12 protein-coding genes are annotated in these 18,857 nt (G+C 46.7%); 8 read left to right on the forward strand and 4 right to left on the reverse strand.

The window, feature by feature from the left end:
• Both BP71_RS05640 and trmB read left to right on the forward strand, forming a co-directional pair.
• Complete coding sequence (locus BP71_RS05640; RefSeq protein ID WP_496377475.1) at positions 1 to 1,302, forward strand: bifunctional folylpolyglutamate synthase/dihydrofolate synthase; 1,302 nt, start codon at positions 1 to 3, stop codon at positions 1,300 to 1,302.
• Positions 1,303 to 1,320: 18 nt separating this feature from the next.
• The gene (gene trmB, locus BP71_RS05645) at positions 1,321 to 1,980 is read left to right on the forward strand and encodes a tRNA (guanosine(46)-N7)-methyltransferase TrmB (RefSeq protein WP_496377477.1); all 660 of its coding nucleotides are present in this window, start codon (positions 1,321 to 1,323) and stop codon (positions 1,978 to 1,980) included.
• Positions 1,981 to 2,038: 58 nt separating this feature from the next.
• Here trmB and gap read toward each other — a convergent pair whose 3' ends face one another.
• Positions 2,039 to 3,052 carry a type I glyceraldehyde-3-phosphate dehydrogenase gene (gap, locus tag BP71_RS05650; protein WP_496377479.1) on the reverse strand — a complete coding sequence of 338 codons (1,014 nt, stop codon included), beginning with the start codon at positions 3,050 to 3,052 and terminating at the stop codon, positions 2,039 to 2,041.
• 375 nt (positions 3,053 to 3,427) lie between these two features.
• Between gap and BP71_RS05655 the strand changes: the two genes are divergently transcribed.
• Positions 3,428 to 4,243, forward strand: a complete 816-nt coding sequence (locus BP71_RS05655) for a 2,3,4,5-tetrahydropyridine-2,6-dicarboxylate N-succinyltransferase (RefSeq protein ID WP_496377481.1) — start codon at positions 3,428 to 3,430, stop codon at positions 4,241 to 4,243.
• A 207-nt stretch (positions 4,244 to 4,450) separates the two neighbouring features.
• On the forward strand, positions 4,451 to 4,828 hold the full coding sequence (locus BP71_RS05660; protein ID WP_496377483.1) for a helix-turn-helix transcriptional regulator: 378 nt from the start codon (positions 4,451 to 4,453) through the stop codon (positions 4,826 to 4,828).
• Between the two features lie 45 nt (positions 4,829 to 4,873).
• Here the strand turns inward: BP71_RS05660 and BP71_RS05665 are convergent, their stop codons facing one another.
• On the reverse strand, positions 4,874 to 6,784 hold the full coding sequence (locus BP71_RS05665) for a T9SS type B sorting domain-containing protein (protein WP_496377485.1): 1,911 nt from the start codon (positions 6,782 to 6,784) through the stop codon (positions 4,874 to 4,876).
• 408 nt (positions 6,785 to 7,192) lie between these two features.
• Between BP71_RS05665 and BP71_RS05670 the strand changes: the two genes are divergently transcribed.
• The 4 genes from BP71_RS05670 to BP71_RS05685 all read left to right on the forward strand — a co-directional run bounded on the left by BP71_RS05670 (position 7,193) and on the right by BP71_RS05685 (position 16,176).
• Positions 7,193 to 10,426, forward strand: a complete 3,234-nt coding sequence (locus BP71_RS05670; RefSeq protein ID WP_496377487.1) for a SusC/RagA family TonB-linked outer membrane protein — start codon at positions 7,193 to 7,195, stop codon at positions 10,424 to 10,426.
• A gap of 11 nt (positions 10,427 to 10,437) precedes the next feature.
• On the forward strand, positions 10,438 to 11,943 hold the full coding sequence (locus BP71_RS05675; RefSeq protein WP_496377489.1) for a RagB/SusD family nutrient uptake outer membrane protein: 1,506 nt from the start codon (positions 10,438 to 10,440) through the stop codon (positions 11,941 to 11,943).
• A gap of 322 nt (positions 11,944 to 12,265) precedes the next feature.
• A complete protein-coding gene (locus tag BP71_RS05680) occupies positions 12,266 to 14,572 on the forward strand; it encodes a DUF1549 domain-containing protein (RefSeq protein WP_496377752.1) in 2,307 nt (768 codons plus the stop codon).
• A 176-nt stretch (positions 14,573 to 14,748) separates the two neighbouring features.
• Positions 14,749 to 16,176, forward strand: a complete 1,428-nt coding sequence (locus BP71_RS05685) for a DUF1501 domain-containing protein (RefSeq protein ID WP_496377491.1) — start codon at positions 14,749 to 14,751, stop codon at positions 16,174 to 16,176.
• Between the two features lies 1 nt (position 16,177).
• Here BP71_RS05685 and BP71_RS05690 read toward each other — a convergent pair whose 3' ends face one another.
• The gene (locus BP71_RS05690; protein WP_496377493.1) at positions 16,178 to 17,059 is read right to left on the reverse strand and encodes a hypothetical protein; all 882 of its coding nucleotides are present in this window, start codon (positions 17,057 to 17,059) and stop codon (positions 16,178 to 16,180) included.
• A gap of 30 nt (positions 17,060 to 17,089) precedes the next feature.
• Complete coding sequence (locus BP71_RS05695) at positions 17,090 to 18,589, reverse strand: MBOAT family O-acyltransferase (protein WP_496377495.1); 1,500 nt, start codon at positions 18,587 to 18,589, stop codon at positions 17,090 to 17,092.
• Positions 18,590 to 18,857 lie beyond the last annotated feature (268 nt).

Genomic DNA, 18,857 nt, shown 5'->3' on the forward strand with positions numbered 1-18,857 from the left:
ATGACTTATCAGGAAACGATCGGATACCTTTACGACAGGTTGCCGGTTTTTCAGAATATCGGGGCCCGTGCTTTCAAGCCGGGCCTTCATACTACGCGGGAGTTGTGCCACCTGCTGGGTGATCCCCAGGAACTATATCCCACCATTCATGTTGCAGGGACAAATGGTAAGGGAAGCACGTCCAATATGTTGGCAGCGATCTTACAGGAGGCCGGATACCGGGTTGGACTTTATACTTCCCCGCATTTAAGGGATTTTCGCGAACGTATCCGTGTTGACGGGGAATGTGTCAGCGAGGAATTCATTGTTTCATTTATCGATGATCAAAAATCTAACATTGATAGATTGTCTCCTTCTTTTTTTGAAGCGACAGTTGCGATGGCTTTTTCCTACTTTGCGGCATGCAATGTCGACGTTGCTGTAATAGAGGTGGGTATGGGCGGCAGGCTGGATTCAACGAACATTATCACGCCTGAAGTATCAGTTATTACGAATATAAGCCTGGACCATACACAGTTTTTGGGGGATACGCTGGCAAAAATTGCTGGTGAGAAGGCGGGAATTATCAAGCGAGGTGTTCCGGCAGTGATGAGCGAAGATCAGGGAGAGGAAATCAGTAATGTCATATCGAATACCGCGGCCGCTCAAAATGCCCCATTGACATTTGCATCACATCGGTTCGACGTTTGCTTTGTTGGTTTATCGGAAGGAAGAATGCTTGTTAACATCACGGATAAGACTTCGGGAGCAATTGTTGCCTCACAACTGGCATTGGATCTTACGGGAGAATATCAATTGAAGAACATTGGAGGTGTATGGGCAGTCAGGGATATTCTGATATCAAAAGGCTGGAACATAACCGATGAAGCTACTTATAAAGCATTAAGATCGGTAAGCCAGATCACCGGATTGAAGGGGAGATGGCAGTGTCTGCGCGAAAACCCTGACGTTTATTGTGATACGGCGCACAATGCGGCTGGCCTGGCAAGTACGTTAAGACAATTTGAGACGGTTTGTAGCGGAAGAAAGCGCTTTGTTATCGGATTTGTAGGGGATAAGGATATTGCGACAATGCTGTCGTTGTTTCCGGCGGAGGCGGATTACTATTTCTGCCAACCGTCTAATATGAGGGCTTTGAAGGGCGAAGAATTACAGTCCAAGGCCTTCGGATACGGCCTCCGCGGGAGTGTTTACGCTAATGTGAATGAAGCGCTGGAACAGGCCATTGAGGATTGTTCCGCCGGCGACGCAGTTTATGTCGGTGGAAGTACATTTGTGGTGGCGGATATTGAGAGTTTATAGTGAACAATAAAAGGCATAATGGCAAGGAGAAAATTACATCATTACAATTACAGCGAGCAGGCAGGAAATGTAGTACAGGCGGGAAAGCCGCTTTATTCGGAGATTAAAGGGAATTGGAATAAACTATATTTCAATAATAGCAGCCCAATCGTGGCGGAGCTGGCGTGCGGAAAAGGGGAATATACCGTGGGGCTGGGCAGGAAGTTTCCGGATAAGAATTTCATTGGAGTTGACATAAAAGGTGACCGGATCGCACGCGGCAGCGCGCTTGCCACGGAAGAAAAACTGTCAAATGTGGCGTTTTTACGCGCCGGGATCCAATATTCTGAAGAGTTTTTTGATGAGGGTGAATTGAGTGAGATCTGGCTTATTCATCCGGATCCGCAGGTGCGCGACAGAAATGAGAAGTACCGTCTCACAAACCCGGAATTTCTGGCCAGATATTCGCGGTTTTTAAAAAAGGGCGGGATGTTTTTCCTGAAAACGGATAGTACTTTCCTGTATGAATATAGCCTGGAAACGATTGAAAAAGCCGCCAATTTCGAAATTATCGAACATACCGGAGACCTTTATGAATCGCATCTTTTGGATGACCACCATGGGGTAAGGACCCATTATGAAACAATTTTCACTTCCAAAGGCTATACGATCAAATACATTAAGGCCCAGGTTATCTGAAATGAATAAGCCCGTTCCAGTATGACCAGAACGGGCTTATTAGTATTTGAAAGCTTGATTATTTCTGAATCAGGCCGGCGAAGTAGTAAACAGTTCTTACAAGCTGAGACACGTAGGACATTTCATTGTCGTACCATGATACAGTTCTAACAAGTTGAGTATTACCTACTTTCTGTACTCTTGTCTGGGTCGCGTCAAACAAAGATCCGTAGCTGATACCAATGATATCGCTGCTCACAATTTCATCTTCTGTATATCCGTAGCTCTCGTTAGCGGCAGCTTTCATAGCGGCATTTACTTCTTCAACGGTAGTTTCGCGGCCAAGTACGGCAGTTAACTCAGTTAAAGATCCGGTCAAGGTAGGAACACGCTGTGCGGATCCGTCCAGTTTACCTTTGAGTGATGGAAGTACAAGACCGATCGCTTTTGCAGCGCCAGTGCTGTTAGGAACGATGTTCTGTGCAGCTGCTCTAGCTCTTCTAAGATCTCCTTTTGGATGTGGAGCGTCTTGTGTATTCTGATCGTTTGTATAAGCGTGGATGGTGGTCATCAAGCCATTTACGATACCAAATTTCTCTTCAAGCACCTGTGCCATCGGGGCAAGGCAGTTGGTTGTACAGGAAGCACCACTGATAATGGTTTCAGAACCGTCCAGAATGTTGTGGTTAACATTAAAAACGATCGTTTTCAGGTCGCCGGTAGCAGGAGCGGAGATAACTACTTTTTTAGCACCTGCTTTGATATGAGCGCTTGCAGATTCCTGGCTTGTGAAGAAACCGGTACATTCCAGAACTACATCAACGTCGTGAGAAGCCCAGGGAATTTGTGATGGGTCACGCTGTGCGTAAATCACGATGTTTTCACCGTTCACTACAACAGAGTTGTCAGTGGATTTTACGTCTGCGTCAAAACGTCCTTGAGCGGTATCGTATTTAAGAAGATGTGCTAATACTTTTGGACTAGTCAAATCATTGATGGCTACGATGTCGATGCCTTCCATGTTATAGATCTGACGGTAAACGAGGCGGCCGATGCGGCCGAATCCGTTGATTGCAACTTTTACTTTTGACATATCGAGGTAGATTGGTTATTTCTGCCGCAATATTAATAAAATATGTCTAGGGATGAAAAGTGTTGATGAAAATAATAGAAAACAAAGCTCGGGAAGCGAAAACCATTAATATTAGTTAATTGAGCCTGCCGTAACTATGCTATTTAGTAATTTGAAATCTGTTTTGCTAATTATACTGGTATTTTAGCGTGTCTGTTTTATGCTGTTTATGTACTCTTTGCAATTCCTTTTAATCTTATTTATATTTACACGATTAGAGTCTGTGTATCTCCCTCTTATATCTACTCTCAACGGTGCCAAATGATACATTAATTTTTGTTTTAATTGTTTAATAATCAATAAGTTAAATTAATTTCATTAATTTTAAGATTTAATATGAATTTCTCCGAACAAATCGAGAACTACTGGTCAAACCGAGAATTACTTAAAGAAGAATCCGCCAAGGATTTTATTCGCAACATCATTGAAGAACTAGACAAAGGAAGACTCCGTGTTGCAGAGCCTGATACTAATGGAAGCTGGATTGTAAATGAAGCGCTAAAAAAAGCTATTATCCTTTACTTCCCAATTCAGCAAATGCATATTAGCGAAGTGGGAATTTTCGAGTACCACGACAAAATGAAACTGAAAACAGGATACGAACAATTAGGTGTACGCGTAGTCCCGCCCGCCGTTGCAAGATATGGCGCCTACATTTCCAAGGGAGTAGTTCTCATGCCATCATATGTCAACATTGGTGCATATATAGATGAAGGCACAATGGTCGACACGTGGGCGACTGTCGGAAGCTGTGCACAGATTGGCAAGAACGTACACCTCAGCGGTGGCGTGGGAATAGGAGGGGTGCTGGAACCCGTTCAGGCAGCACCGGTAATCATCGAAGATGGTGCATTTATAGGTTCACGGTGTATCGTAGTGGAAGGTGCACGTATCGGCAAAAGAGCCGTATTGGGCGCAGGAGTTACTATTACAGGCAGTTCAAAGATCATCGACGTGACAGGAAGTGGGCCCGTTGAGTACAAAGGATATGTGCCCGAAGACTCGGTCGTGATACCAGGAACCCTACCAAAAGAATTTGCCGCCGGTACTTATCACGTACCCTGCGCTTTGATCATCGGAAAAAGAAAGGCCAGTACCGATCTGAAAACCTCTCTAAATGATGCACTTCGCGAAAACCATGTTGCGGTGTAAACGACCTTAGAAATAGTAAACAAATGTAAATGCGGCGTGAACCAACCATGTCGCATTTACTTTTTCAACCAATTGCACTGTGTGGAATAAATGTAAATCATCGCAGTTTTGTGTACAATACTAAACTGTTAAAGTTTACACTTGACAACAGTTGGTTTATTAACGATGTTAATTTATGTTTGTGCCTAAATTAACATTACTTAATTCATGGACCTGACGGAGAAAATTAAACAGATACTTTCCGATAAAAACACGACTCCTTCACTCTTCGCCGATGAAATTGGCATCCAACGTTCCAGTATGTCGCATATTCTTGCCGGACGCAACAAGCCCAGTCTCGATATGGTGCAGAAGATTGTCAGGCGATATCCCGAGCTGGGTGTTAAGTGGATTTTGGACGATGAACCATTACCAGACACTCCAAATGAGAGCGTCCCAGAATCGCGCAAAAAGAGTCTGACTGTACCGCCGACCATTCAAACAAATCCTGTGAAAGAAAAAAAAGAGATTTTGCCTGAAAAAAAGGTCGAAAAAGTGCTTATTTTCTATTCAGACGGCACTTTTCAGGAGTTCAAGCAAGGATAAAAAAAGCATTCTCCGAATTCAAAATTGAGCAGAAAAGCATAGAGGTTACTTCAAAAGCAGAATGGTGCCCATTATCTCACGGTTTTCCGTCTTGATTACATACGGATAGTCTCCGGCGGGAGCTGGCCTGTTTTCGTAGGTGCCGTTCCAGGGTTGCGGATAGCCATCGGAATAAAACACCAGCGTTCCCCAACGATTATATATCCGCATTTGCAAAATCTGATCGTCGGCATTGAAGATTTCAAACGTATCGTTATGTCCGTCATTGTTTGGCGAAAACGACGTGGGAACATACATTTTCTTAATAAGGTAGACCAAAACACTATCTGTGTCCGAGCATCCCCGCTCGGACGTAACGACAAGTGTGTATAACTGTTCCTGCTGTACCGGCGACACAATCGCGTCCCGATCATTCGGAGCAGACATCAAACCACCGTTCGGCGCCCATGCAAAAGTGTTACCGGCTCCTTCCGGTGTCACAAACGGAACGATTGTTCCCGTTCCACCTTCCACAACACCCTTTTTCTCAGGCAGTGTAACTGAAAGTTCTTCCCTCGTTATTTCAATTGTATCCCGCCCGGCACAACCGGCAATGTCGTTCGTAATTTCCAGTTCATAGACATCTGGTTCCTTTACTACCAGTTGCGGGCTTTTCTCTTCCAGCAGAACAGACTTTCTTCTCCAGGCAACCCTTTCGTTCGCCGCAATGGTCCCGCCATTCGCAAGCAGTATAACAGAATCCATTTTGCAAAGCACCTCCTTCATTGTAGAAATGTCCGTGACAATGGGCGGTGCCAAAGATGCCTTTACCACAAGGGAATTGGTGTCCCTTGAGCACTTGTTAATGTAACTTTTGACAACAGAGTAATTCCCCGAATCCTTTACTGTGATGTTTGCCGTGGTTGCCCCTGGAATATTAAGTCCGTTAAGTTGCCACTGATATGCCCAGTCTGGTGAACTTTCAGTTTTCAGTTCCACTGGTGCGTCCTTACAAAAGATCACCTCGGTTACAGGCTGTTCATTCTGCATGATGACGGGAGGTTCAGGCTGATCGTCGGTACAGTCGATTACCAGTAATTGGAAATCGCGCCTCACCAATCCAATTCGACGCCCGTTCCGGAACTCCTCACATTGTATAGTGAACACATATAAGCCCAGCGCATTCGCGTTCACGCTCAACTGACCGGAGGAGCTGATTTTCAAAGGGCTTAGACCGGGAATAACAGTAGAAAGGTTAATTCCTCTTGACCAGCTTACCAATGGAAAGGTTGTTCCCGGTCGTTCACCGCCATTGGGATTTCTCGGATCCGTGTGCCCGCGCATGGGCGTTACCAAGGAATATCGCAATTCATCGCCATCCGCATCAGTGGCGCTCATGTTCATCGAAAACAACCGATTTGCGCAAATATACTGACCATTGGGTGCTACAAATTCCGGCGACGAATTACGGACCGAGAGCGCCGGAAATTCCAGATAGAAGACCATACCATTGTCACCCGGATCCTCGATGTTGTTAATGTCGTCATTCCGGCAGCAACGTTCCCAGGCAATGTAGTAACCTCCGGGGTCATTGTATTCATCAGGATCGAGCTGGATAGTACCACGATAATATCCAATGGATGTATTGAGTGATCTGCTGACCGCACATGCTTTGTTCTGATAGATAATCGTCTCAGAATTAATGTAATTCAATTTAAAAGTGGTTTTATGGCTTCCATCACTTTTCCGGTAAATGTGCAAATCCACATCCGGGTCTCGGTTTCCCGGTTTTGTTGCGGTAGGAATGGTGATGTTATTCTGATCCCAGAATTGGATCAGGGTAATTTCAAAGTTCCCTGCCGAACCGGTTGCTCTCATCTGCAACTCGCCACCGACGATATGATTGGCGTAGGTTAACGGCGTAAACCAGGCTATCAAAGAAAGGACAAGCAATTGTAACCGTAGATCTTTCAACATGGCGATTGATTGGTCATTGCAGAAGTCCTAAAAATAGTCAATTGTCAGTATATGACCAGATTGGAAGGCTATTAATTTTCCAGCGGACCACCGTCTGTAAATAAATTGTGTCCAAACTACAATTTGAACAAATAACCGGACAGAACAGGACAGTATGAAATTCAAATACAGATAGTATTGTAAAATAATATAATTCAAATCATTAATTGTACATATCAAACATACTGATCGGTATGTACCTCACGCTCAGTCAGTCCGCAACCCAGCGCTGTATTTGAATTGTATTAGCCTGTTAAGGACCAACAACCCGCTTAATGTTTCACCTAAATGCCATTCTATGAAGAAAAAAAGACATGAAAGCCCCCATTAATCAAAAATCAATTTATCAATTATTCCAATCCTAAGCGTATGAATCGACCTCGACAATCAAAATACGATAATGGCTTGCGACTTCTTTGTAAGCTATTGCTCGGCCAAGTGTTAATGGGTATTGCATTTGCCAGCTTCGACAAAGCTCACGCAGGTAGCGCCTATGCGAAAGACCCTGCTGTCATTGCAGCGGAACGGTCTGTTAAGGGTAAGATTACAGATGAAAAAGGCCTGGGCCTACCGGGCGTAAGTGTGATCGTAAAAGGGTCCAGTACCGGAACCGTCAGTGATGCGGAAGGGCTGTACACCATCAACGTTCCTGAATCAGGTGGTCCCGTTTTAGTTTTCTCTTTTGTCGGGTACGTACCAAAAGAGATTGCAGTGGGAAATCAGACGTCATTGGACGTTCAATTAGCCGTGGATACGAAAGCGCTGGAAGAGGTGATCGTGGTGGGCTATGGTACCCAGCGCCGTCGGGATATCACGTCTGCGATTTCCACCATCGATATGAAAGATATCGGTGAGGTACCTAAGTCGAACGTCACACGGATGATCCAGGGGCAGGCTCCCGGGGTGATCATCAAGCAGAAAAGCGGCACACCCGGTCAGCAGTTCGATATCAAAGTGAGGGGGATCAGCTCGCTCGGTGCGGGCAGCGATCCTTTATATGTAATTGATGGTTTCCCTGTCGGAACATCTGCCGGCCAGAACCTGAACCCTAACGATATCGAGACAATCTCCGTTTTAAAGGATGCCGCTTCCACTGCGATATATGGTGCGCGTGGCTCCAACGGGGTTGTTCTGATCACGACCAAGTCAGCGAAAGACGGTAAGACGAGCCTCAATGTATCCATCGACTATGGTATCCAGAATGTACCGGACTCGCGCAAGACTAAGGTACTGAACGGAAAGGATTTTGCTCAGTTCAAAAAGGAGGTTTTCATCGGGCGTTTTGTGCTGGCTAATAAGCGGCAGCCCTCTACCGAAGAGATACCCATTGATTTCCGTAATCCGGAAGATACCAAGTATTCTACCAACTGGTTCGATCTCATCCTACATAACAATGCACCTTATAAGGATGTCAACCTCACGCTGTCGTCGGGAAAAGGCCCGATCAAGTCGGTCGTTTCGCTGGGCTATTACAAAGAGGACGGCGCTTTGAAATACACCGATTACGACCGGGCTTCCCTTCGAACAAACCTGGCAGGTGATGTTAACAAGTTCATAACCCTCGGCGCAAACATTGCCGGAAGCTATTCCAGATCCAGCCTCGCGTCCACCGATGGCCGGAATGCACAAGTGGGTTTGACGCTGATCGCGGATCCGCGTTATCCTGCATATGATGAGAAGGGCGAGCTGATTCCCTATTACAACGGGGTTGGAGATGTTTTTGGCTTTCCAAATCCTTTGTACATGTTAAAGGTTCTCAAACGGAACCGGAATATCGCCGACATTACAGCGAATGGCTATGTTGAACTGAACCTCGCGCCGGGGTTGAAATTCAGGTCTTCCGTAAATGCAAAAATCAATTACAATACTTACAAAGAGTATGTTCCGTCTACGATTGGTCTGCCCGTAGCGACCGGCACCAACGGTGCGCCGCCGCGGATCGCTACTGAGCGTGACGATGCCGAAGAACTTAAAAACTATGCAGCCGACCAATTGCTGACTTACAACCGGCAGTTCGGAGAAAATCACCATTTCGATGCCATGCTGGGTTACACGGCACAGCAAGAAACGGTGAAGGGCTTGTATGGTTCAGGCAATACATACCCGGATGATCTGACGCCTTACCTCGGAAATGCTACGATACGTTCCTCGAACTCGATCGAACGCAGATGGACGATGATTGCCTACATGGCGCGGCTCAACTATTCATTTAAAGACAAGTACCTGCTTTCCGCATCTTTCCGCCGCGAAGGCAGCTCCCGTTTCAGCGAGGGTAACAAGTACGGCAATTTCCCCGCGGCATCGGTTGGATGGCGGATGTCCGAAGAGTCATTCATGCCCAAAGTTTCATGGCTGACAGATCTGAAACTCCGGGGAAGCTGGGGTATGACTGGTAACAACACCTACAATGTGAGCGCAGCCAACAACTTCGGAACAGGCCAGAATTCCGGGGACGACGGTAACTACGCAAGCCTTGCATTCCTCGGGTTGAACAATTACGTGTTTAACAACGCATTGGCTTCCGGCAAAACAGTCACACGCTTCGCCAACTCCGAGCTGACTTGGGAGAAATCCAACCAGCTCGACATTGGCCTTGATCTCGCGACGTTTGACAACCGGTTGGTGTTTACTGTGGAGTACTACAAAAAGATCACCGATGACATGTTGCTCGGATACAGCATTCCGGCAGTATCAGGTTTTACCTCGACGTTGAAAAACCTTGGTAAAGTACAAAATAAGGGTATTGAAATCGCAGGCTCGTACCGTATGAAAATTGGCGCTGTGAATTTCCGTACCAATGCCAATATTACGTTCAACCGTAACAAGATCCTCGAGATTAAAGGGCAGAACGACTTTATCCTGAACGGAAGTCAGTACGGCGGTTATAACATCCACCAGGTGGGACGGCCGATAGGTATGCTCTTCGGATACCGGAAACTGGGCATTTTCAACACCCAGGCTGAGATCGACGCATCACCACTGCAGGAAGGAGCGGTTCCGGGTGCCATGAAGTTTGCCGATTTGCACGGTGCTGCCAACGGCGGACCCGATGGGATTGTGTCATACGATACGAAAGATATGACCGAGATTGGCAACCCTAACCCTAAATTCAACTGGGGATGGACGGTAGCAGCTGATTACAAACGCTTTGACATAAGCGTTCTGCTCATGGGCGCCTACAAATTCGATGTTTACCGAAACATCGAAGCATCTACCATGAACATGGATGGCGTATTCAACGTGTTGGAAAAAGCAAAAGACCGGTGGCGCTCACCTGAAAACCCAGGTTCGAACCCGAGTGCCAAGAATTCGCAGGGCGGTACAGACTACTTCAAATGGTCGCGCGAGAGCAGCGAGCGCTACGTCTACGACGGAACGCATACCTGGATCAAGAACGTGACGATCGGCTACACGCTTCCCAAGGTGGACGGCATTCTTTCAGATGCGCGCGTTTTCATCAATGCGGCCAACCTGTTGCTCATCACGAAGTATCCCGGAAATAACCCGGATGCCGGTGTAAGGGGCGGGATAGAACTGAACAATGACGACGAGTCGTACCCGGTCCCAAGAACGTTCTCTGCGGGTATAAAAGTTAACTTCTAACATTGATAGAAATGAAAAAGATAACCGTACTAGGCATTGCACTGAGTCTCATTCTATCTTCTTGTGGAGAAGGCTTTCTGAATGAGACAGACCCGACAAAGGTTGGGGTGGATGTATTTTATAAAAACGAGGCCCAGGTCAAACAGGCACTGAGCGGGGTTTACGGCCAGGTTCAGTCTATGAACAACACGGCGTATCTGTTCGGGGAATTCCAAACGGACAACACGACCATTGACCTGAACCCGTCCGATCGCGGGGGTGCAGGTGGCTGGGAAGCATTCGAGTTTGGCACTGTTAACTCCGGGAACGGAGAGATTGCCAACCTCTGGAATGGCTACTATGCTGCATTGTACAACTGCAATCTGACACTCGAAAAGATGCAGGCTGCTACCATCAATGATGCGCCCAGGAAGGAAATTGAAGGTCAGCTGAAATTTCTCAGGGCCTATATCTATTTCAATCTGACACAGTACTTTGGTGATGTCATTATCGTGACTTCCACACTTGTAACGCCGGATCCCGCATTTGATCTCGTCCGCTCGCCCCAGGCGGAAGTTTGGGCACAGATCGAAAAAGATCTGAAAGACGCCATCGCAGCACTTCCTGCCAAGTACGCCAATGCCGCTGACAAAGGCCGCGCTACCAAGGGCGCCGCGCTCAGCCTACTGGGTAAGTCTTACATGGTGAATAAGAAGTATGCAGAAGCTGTCACAACGCTGAAAGAGGTAACGACGCTGGGCTACGCATTAAATACCAGCTATGCCGACAATTTCGATCCGGCTCCCGCTAAAAAGAACGGAGTAGAGTCGATATTCGAAATCCAGTATCAGGGCGACAATGACCTCGGAGAGTGGAGTAACTTTCAGTATGTATTCGCACCGCGCGTTTCCAAGGGTGCGATAACAGGGTATTCAAATGGCGCCAATGGCGGTAGAAACGTCCCTACAAACGATATTATGGCCGCCTATGAAAAGGGCGATGTGCGTAAGGACTTATCATTGAAACCGGACTTTACATTAGACGGCAAAGTCTATCTGGTACCGTATGTATCCAAGTACAATTACCCCCATACGATCGTGAACCGGACAAATACGAACTGGCCCGTGATCCGTTACGCCGATGTGCTGCTGATGCTCGCGGAAGCCATGAATGAACAGTCGGGCCCGACAGCAGAAGCGCTGGGTTATCTGAATCAGATCCGTAAGCGGGCAGGTCTCGCCGATCTTGCCGTTGCCGACAAGGTTGCATTCAGAACGGCCGTACTGAAAGAAAGAAGGTTGGAACTCGCGTTCGAGAATCACCGGTGGTTTGATTTGAAGCGAACTAAAACACCGGCAGAATGGGCCGCATTCATGAACGCCCACGGAGCCATGGAACGTGCCAAGCCGACGGTGGACCGTGGTAATGTACCTTTCAACTCGACTGACTATGTCTACACCGAGAATGAGTACTTTCTGCCATTACCCGCTCCGCAAATTCTGATCAACCCGAAACTGGTTCAGAACCCGGGATATTGAGCGGCATAATCAGTTAAACCAACAGGAGAGGCACCATTAATATGCCTCTCCTGTTAAATTTTATAACTAATCCCTGATCCATAGCGTTATCAATCTGATAAACAAGTCAATAACACCGCAAACAAGATATGATAGTTTCAAGAAAGTAATGAATATTTATTATTTACAACAAGACAGAACAGGATACTGATATCCTATTTACATTTTAGTATTGTGTCATATTGCGAAATATCTTAAACCGAATACCCCATAACCACTAACCCCTTACATTGTGTTACTCCAAGCGACCGAAACTTTCTGGCTTTGGCAATTTTTAGGACGATTGCACCCTTTACTGGTCCACTTTCCCATTGGACTACTCTGCGTAGCTTTATTATTTGAACTGATCGACTGGAAACGCAAAGCATCCACATTGCGTGAAGCCACGAAAATACTAACCTGGGTGGGCGCCGGCAGCGCGATATTCGCTGTTGCGTTTGGGCTGCTCCTTGCAAGCAGCGAAGATGCCGGCGGAACCAATCTCGAAATTCACAGATGGGCGGGAATCGCCACCATGCTACTTTCGCTTTTTGCAGCATGGACGTTACGTTCCGGGAATACGAGCCTCTTCAGGACATTATTACTAATAACTGTACTCGGAGTTTCTTTCGCCGGGCATTACGGGGCAATGCTGACCCACGGTGACGATTACCTGTCGAGTGTATTGCCAGGCGGCCAACCCCTGCAACCCGAAGGCGAAACCGAGGCCGACTTTGTGCTCACAAACAATGGCGCTTTGACACCCGAACAAATTCAGAATCTCAATGTAGAAGTAAGGACTATCCTGGCGCATAACTGTTACAGCTGCCACAGCGAGACAAAAACGAAAGGCGACCTGCGCCTGGATAGCAAAGACGCTATCATGAAAGGGGGTGAAGATGGCGTCGTGGTTGTACCGAATCACCCGGACAAAAGCGAGATGATCCGCAGGATTTCGTTGCCAAAAGGACACAAGGAAGCTATGCCGACCAAGGGCAAAAGGCTCACTGAAAAAGAAATCAAGATCCTTCAATTCTGGATTGAAAAAGGCGCCCCATGGCCGGATGGAAATGAGAAGAGCATTTACCGCGTGGCCGAACTCGCTCCGAGAACGCCCACCGTACCCGCCGCGACCGGTGACCTCAACAAACCGGTTGATCTTTTTGTAAATGCCTATTTCCAGAAAAACAAGATTACCTGGAAGCCGGTGGTAGATGACCGCATTTATATCCGCAGGGTTTACCTCGACATCGTTGGGCTGCTTCCTCCTCCCGAAAAGGTCGAAGCATTTGTGGCCGACGCCCGTCCCGACAAGCGCGATTTGCTGGCCAAAGAGTTGTTAGCACAAAATGACAATTATGCCCAGCATTGGATGACGTTCTGGAACGATGCACTTCGGAACGATTACGATGGTACCGGTTACATTACGGGCGGCCGCTTTGGCATTTCGAAATGGCTATATGCAAGCCTGAACGATAACAAGCCCTATAACTGGTTTGTCAAAGAGCTGATAAGCCCGACGAAAGAATCCGAGGGTTTCGTCAAGGGAATCAAATGGAGGGGAACAATCAATTCGAGCCAGCGCACTGAAATGCAGGCTGCACAAAATGTAGCGCAAGTTTTCCTCGGCCTGAATTTGAAATGTGCTTCCTGCCATGACAGCTTTATCAGCGACTGGAAACTTGCGGACTCTTATGCATTCGCTAACATCTTCGCCGATACGTTGCTTGAAATCAACCGCTGCGATAAACCCACCGGTAAAATAGCAGGCACACGCATGCTATACCCGGAACTTGGCGAAATAGAAGTCAATGCGAGTACCGAGAAACGTCTCCGCCAACTCGCCGATCTCCTTGTCCAACCCAAGGACGGCAGGCTCTACCGAACATTGGTCAACCGGATGTGGGCGCAGCTGATGGGCCGGGGTATCGTTGAACCCGTGGATGCCATGGACAACCTGCCATGGAGTCAGGATTTGCTGGACTGGCTGGCTGCCGATTTCGTCGCCAATGGATATGATATCAAAAAACTCATTTACACGATCGTCACCTCCAAGACTTACCAGTTACCATCCTCCTCGGTAAAAGAGGCAGGCGACATGATGGCCAACGATTACAAATTTACAGGAATGGTCCGGAGAAGGCTCACCGCCGAGCAGTTCACCGACGCTATCAGTTCTGCATTCAGCCCGATGTATGCCGATTCAGCCATTGTGTTCAAAAAGCTACCCGAAGATATCAAGTCGCGTTTGCCATTCCCCCGTGCTGCCTTTGTCAAGAACGATCCCTTCCTGACTTCGCTTGGCCGGCCCAACCGCGAGACGGTCAGTACAAGCAGGACTTCACAAGCCAACTTACTTCAAGCCTTGGAACTTACCAACGGAGCTAAGTTTACGGAAACGCTCAAAGCCGGTGCGAAGGTTTGGAAGACGAAATATCCCACGTCCGATTCACTCGTGACCGAACTTTACCGCAAGGCACTCGGTAGAGCACCCGCCCCGAAGGAGCTTGCCGCGGCAAAGAAAATACTAGGGGCGGCACCAACCGAGGAAGGCATTCAAGACCTGGTATGGGCTATTGCCCTCGTCCCTGAATTTCAACTCATATATTAAATGGCTGGCCTGGGATAAAAATATAAAATATATAAAATGATTTGCACTGCTTGTAATTAAAATACTTTTATTAAGTACTTAACTAATTATACTTTAAAAAAGTACTTAGATATTAAAAGTATTTAAAGTAAACATTCATAACTATCAGAAATTCAAAACATTAAAATATATTCAAAATGAGTATTCAATGGAATAGGAGGGAGTTTTTACAACGCGCTAGTGCCGCTACACTCGCAGCGCTGGCGACCGGAGCTCCTGTATCAAACCTGCTTTCCTCATGCAGGGGCAAGGCGGGTTCCGACTCTTCTGCAGACACGGTCATACTTTTGTGGATGGCAGGAGGTATGGCGCATACCGAAACTTTCGACCCGAAACTGTACACGCCGTTCGAAAAAGACATGGAAGGCAACCGTGTCCTAAGCACGTTCAAATCGTTGCCAACCAAGCTCGACGGCATTCATTTTTCAGAAGGTCTTCAGTCGATAGGGAAGGTAATGGACAAGGGTACTTTGATCCGCTCATACGTGGCAGCCGACATGGGACATATTCTGCATTCACGTCATCAGTACCATTGGCATACCTGCTACGAGCCGCCGCAAACGGTAGCGGCACCACACATGGGTTCCTGGATTGCCAAGGAACTCGGACCTAAAAATCCGGTAATCCCGGCGTTCATTGACATCGGCCAGCGATTCACGGTAGGAGAGGCGGAAGAGCTTAAAGCTTTTCATACCGCCGGCTTCCTCGGCAACGAATTCGGTCCGTTTTTCATCCCTGATCCGAGCCAGGGGCTGGACAGCGTTCGTCCGCCGGTGGGTATGGATGCCAAACGTTTTGAGCGAAGGAATCAACTTTACAACGAGCTGATCAACAACAGCCCGGTTGGAGAATTTGGAAGTGACTATCAACGGGAATCCCTGAAACGATCAATGGAGCAGGCCTACGCATTGTTGAACTCTCCGGAGTCCAAGGCTTTTGATCTCAGCACCGAACCCAAAAAAAGTTACGATATTTATAATACCGGAAGGTTTGGCCTGGGGTGTTTGCTGGCTCGCCGACTAACCGAGCAAGGTGCCCGGTTTATCAGCGTAACCACAGAATATGAGCCGTTCAAGGGATGGGACACCCATGAAAATGGTCACACCCGCCTGGAAGAAATGAAAAAGCAAATCGATGGACCCGTTGCGCAACTCATCAAAGACCTGGATGAAAAAGGTCTCCTCGACCGGACAATGATCGTGCTGGCCAGTGAATTCAGTCGGGATATGATGGTTGAAGGTCGTCCTGACGCAAAAGTAAAAGAGCAGGTAGCGCAGCCCGACATTCTATCAGACATGAAATTCTACGGCATGCACCGCCATTTCACCGACGGCTGCTCGATGCTGATGTTTGGGGGCGGAATCAAAAAAGGTTTTGTCTACGGCAAAACCGCTGATGAACGGCCATGCAAGACGATCGAAAACCCGGTCAAGATCGATGGCATTCATCAGACGATCTATCATGCATTAGGTATTCCACCGGACACGCAGTATGAGATCGAGAAACGTCCCTTTTATACGACACCCGATGGCAAGGGCGTGGCGGTAAAAGAGCTGTTGATCTGATCTATCGCGCCTTTGAAAGGGCCATAGAACCCGAATCCAACGTATTTCTCAAGTAATTCAGGTATACGTACACAGACGGCATCTCCAAGTGGACGCCGTCTGTAGTACGATAATTATTACAGTCCGGCACGTCAATAAAAGCACAGTTCATTGGCTCGAAGGCTTCTTTAATCGCAGTCCTGATTTGACGCGTTCGAGGTAAAGAACAGATTGCAGGATCAACGGGAAGTTCAAACAGTACCACCTGAGTACCCTTTTTCTGAAAATACGAAATCAACCCAGCTAGTTTAGTAATCTGATTCTTCAAAGTATCGGGTGCAATAGGGCTATTATCTTTTTCGAGCTGTACTGCCAACATTGCCTTAAAGGTTTTTTCATCCCTCGGAGATTGCCCCTGATTTACAAGGTCTGCGTCAGTAGGCTTTCTGGTCCGAAATCGGAAAAGCAATTCTACTGGCTGGTAACTGTCTCGCCAGGATCTAATATATTTTTTTAGATTAAAGGCTATTGGTGAAAAAAGTGAATTTTGGAGTTGTATGTCTTCATCCCGGGTGATCACATTCGTCTCAATAAACAGAGTCCGGGGAACATAGCCCGATTCCTTTAAAATTAAAAGCCCGTCAAACAGAGACTGACCATTTAAAGATAAATTGTACAGATCCGAGGGAAGGCTATCTTTTGGAACTTTGGCTGTCAAGCGGGCCGCGAGAGAAGATCCAACCATGATATTTGGATACTCACGTGTTCGAAAGAGAAAATTGTTAACGGTTATGCGATTAGCCTGCCACTGATTTTGCCCGGAAGTCCACCAGACATCGACATTTCTGATGAAAACTTCATAAATAACAATTAATGCGAGAAAGAAAAGTATCGATTTTTTCACCTGGTAAACGAGTTGTTTTGTCCGCTTTACTTAGAACTGAAAATAAATAAAGTCGCCGCCGATTCCGCTATTGGTCGCAATCATGAACAACATAAGACTGTGTGCATACGGCTCTAATGCCTGCCATCGTGCGCCGTCGGGCCTTAGGCTCTTATTAAGATACGCTAAATGATACAAGATTACCGGCATAGAGTACATCATGATGTAAGCGATCAAGCTTTTATGTGAAGCAATGCCTGTGTTACGGAATATAGCAGTAACATATTTGGCTACGTCGGCAATGTCTGTCAGTTTAAAAAACAGCCAGGCAAATGTAACGAACGAAAAAACCATGGCACCTGAAAGAAGCTTACCAATCAGTGATAACTCCTTTTTGTGCCCGGGGGCTTTGTCTTTGACGAAACGTTCAATGGCCAAGGCCCCTCCATGAAATGCCCCCCAAATTGCATAACTCCATGCCGCCCCGTGCCACAGGCCCCCTAACAGCATAGTTAGGAAAAGATTCATGTACGTCCTTAATTGCCCATGGCGGTTACCTCCAAGAGGTATGTACAAGTATTCTTTTAAAAACGTGGATAGCGAGATATGCCACCTCCGCCAAAATTCCGAAAACGAAGTGGAAATATAAGGGAAGTCGAAGTTCTTTTCTAAGCGATAGCCAAACAGACCGGCAATCCCCAATGCAATAAGCGAATATCCCGCAAAATCGGCAAAGATCTGTATGGAATAACCAAATAGCAAAACAATCAGTACAACAGATGAATGCGCTTGAAAATAAGGAAACTGAATCCAGAATGTATGCTGGCTCAATTGATCCGCAATCACCATCTTAAGAAAATACCCTGTAACCAGTTGGCGATAGCAAAACTCCCAGGGAATATCCTTAAAAAATTTCTCCTTGATCTGCGGCATAAAATGATGCGCTTTCAATATTGGACCTGCGATAAGGTGCGGAAAAAACGCAACGAAGAAAGTGGTGTGTATCGCATGCAGTCGTAAAGAGGGAATCACAACATTTTCGGACTTGGCTTGATCCCTTCCCCGGTACGCGTCTACCAATAAACTTATCCCCTCAAAAGTAAAAAAGGAGATCCCGACAGGAAGTGGTATCTGAATTAGAAATGCCCCAATCCCGTTACTCGCATCGAAAAAAGTATTCCCAATCAATGGGCTGTATTTGAAGAACGCAAGTATCGAAAGATTGAAAACAACCCCCGCGGTCAACACCACCTTTTGAGTACTGCGTTTCCCATATACCACACTATAACTGGAGATAACATTGATCAAAACGGAAACCAGAAAAAGGATAAGCAATTTGGGGTTGGCGTATCCGTAAAAAACAAGACTGGCTATGATCAAAATTTGCACCTGGTAACGCCTGAATACACTGAGATAGTAAATGGCAAAGGACGCCAGGGTCAAGGCAAGGAATTCAAAGCTATTGAATAACATAAGGCAATAAACTGATTGGAGAAGCTCAATCCACGAAAAGGTTTCAAATAAATGCCAAAATATACAAATAAGTGACAAAAAACTAACTCATACAGTAGCCAACTGATTCTGCGGGTGACAAATCTGCTTCGGCTAACGGGAAATATTATCGCGCTGCCGGTAGATGCCTCAATGGCCACGCGCTGAATTTCCACTCCACAACGCCTATATTTTTATCCCACCAGGTAGCCGTCCGTATGGGATATATCCAAAAAAGTCAGGCTAAATAAATATTAATCAAAACCAGACAGAGCAGGACAGTCTCCTCTCGCATTCCTTCTAGTATTGCATAAATGTTACTTTAAGC

Source organism: Dyadobacter ginsengisoli DSM 21015, from assembly GCF_059568735.1.

What these genes read in the sequence shown, in the direction of transcription:
- gap (WP_496377479.1), bottom strand. Translation starts at nt 3,052, where the DNA reads ATGTCAAAAGTAAAAGTTGCAATCAACGGATTCGGCCGCATCGGCCGC.
- BP71_RS05675 (WP_496377489.1), top strand. Translation starts at nt 10,438, where the DNA reads ATGAAAAAGATAACCGTACTAGGCATTGCACTGAGTCTCATTCTATCT.
- BP71_RS05685 (WP_496377491.1), top strand. Translation starts at nt 14,749, where the DNA reads ATGAGTATTCAATGGAATAGGAGGGAGTTTTTACAACGCGCTAGTGCC.
- BP71_RS05655 (WP_496377481.1), top strand. Translation starts at nt 3,428, where the DNA reads ATGAATTTCTCCGAACAAATCGAGAACTACTGGTCAAACCGAGAATTA.
- trmB (WP_496377477.1), top strand. Translation starts at nt 1,321, where the DNA reads ATGGCAAGGAGAAAATTACATCATTACAATTACAGCGAGCAGGCAGGA.
- BP71_RS05660 (WP_496377483.1), top strand. Translation starts at nt 4,451, where the DNA reads ATGGACCTGACGGAGAAAATTAAACAGATACTTTCCGATAAAAACACG.
- BP71_RS05665 (WP_496377485.1), bottom strand. Translation starts at nt 6,784, where the DNA reads ATGTTGAAAGATCTACGGTTACAATTGCTTGTCCTTTCTTTGATAGCC.
- BP71_RS05670 (WP_496377487.1), top strand. Translation starts at nt 7,193, where the DNA reads ATGAATCGACCTCGACAATCAAAATACGATAATGGCTTGCGACTTCTT.
- BP71_RS05640 (WP_496377475.1), top strand. Translation starts at nt 1, where the DNA reads ATGACTTATCAGGAAACGATCGGATACCTTTACGACAGGTTGCCGGTT.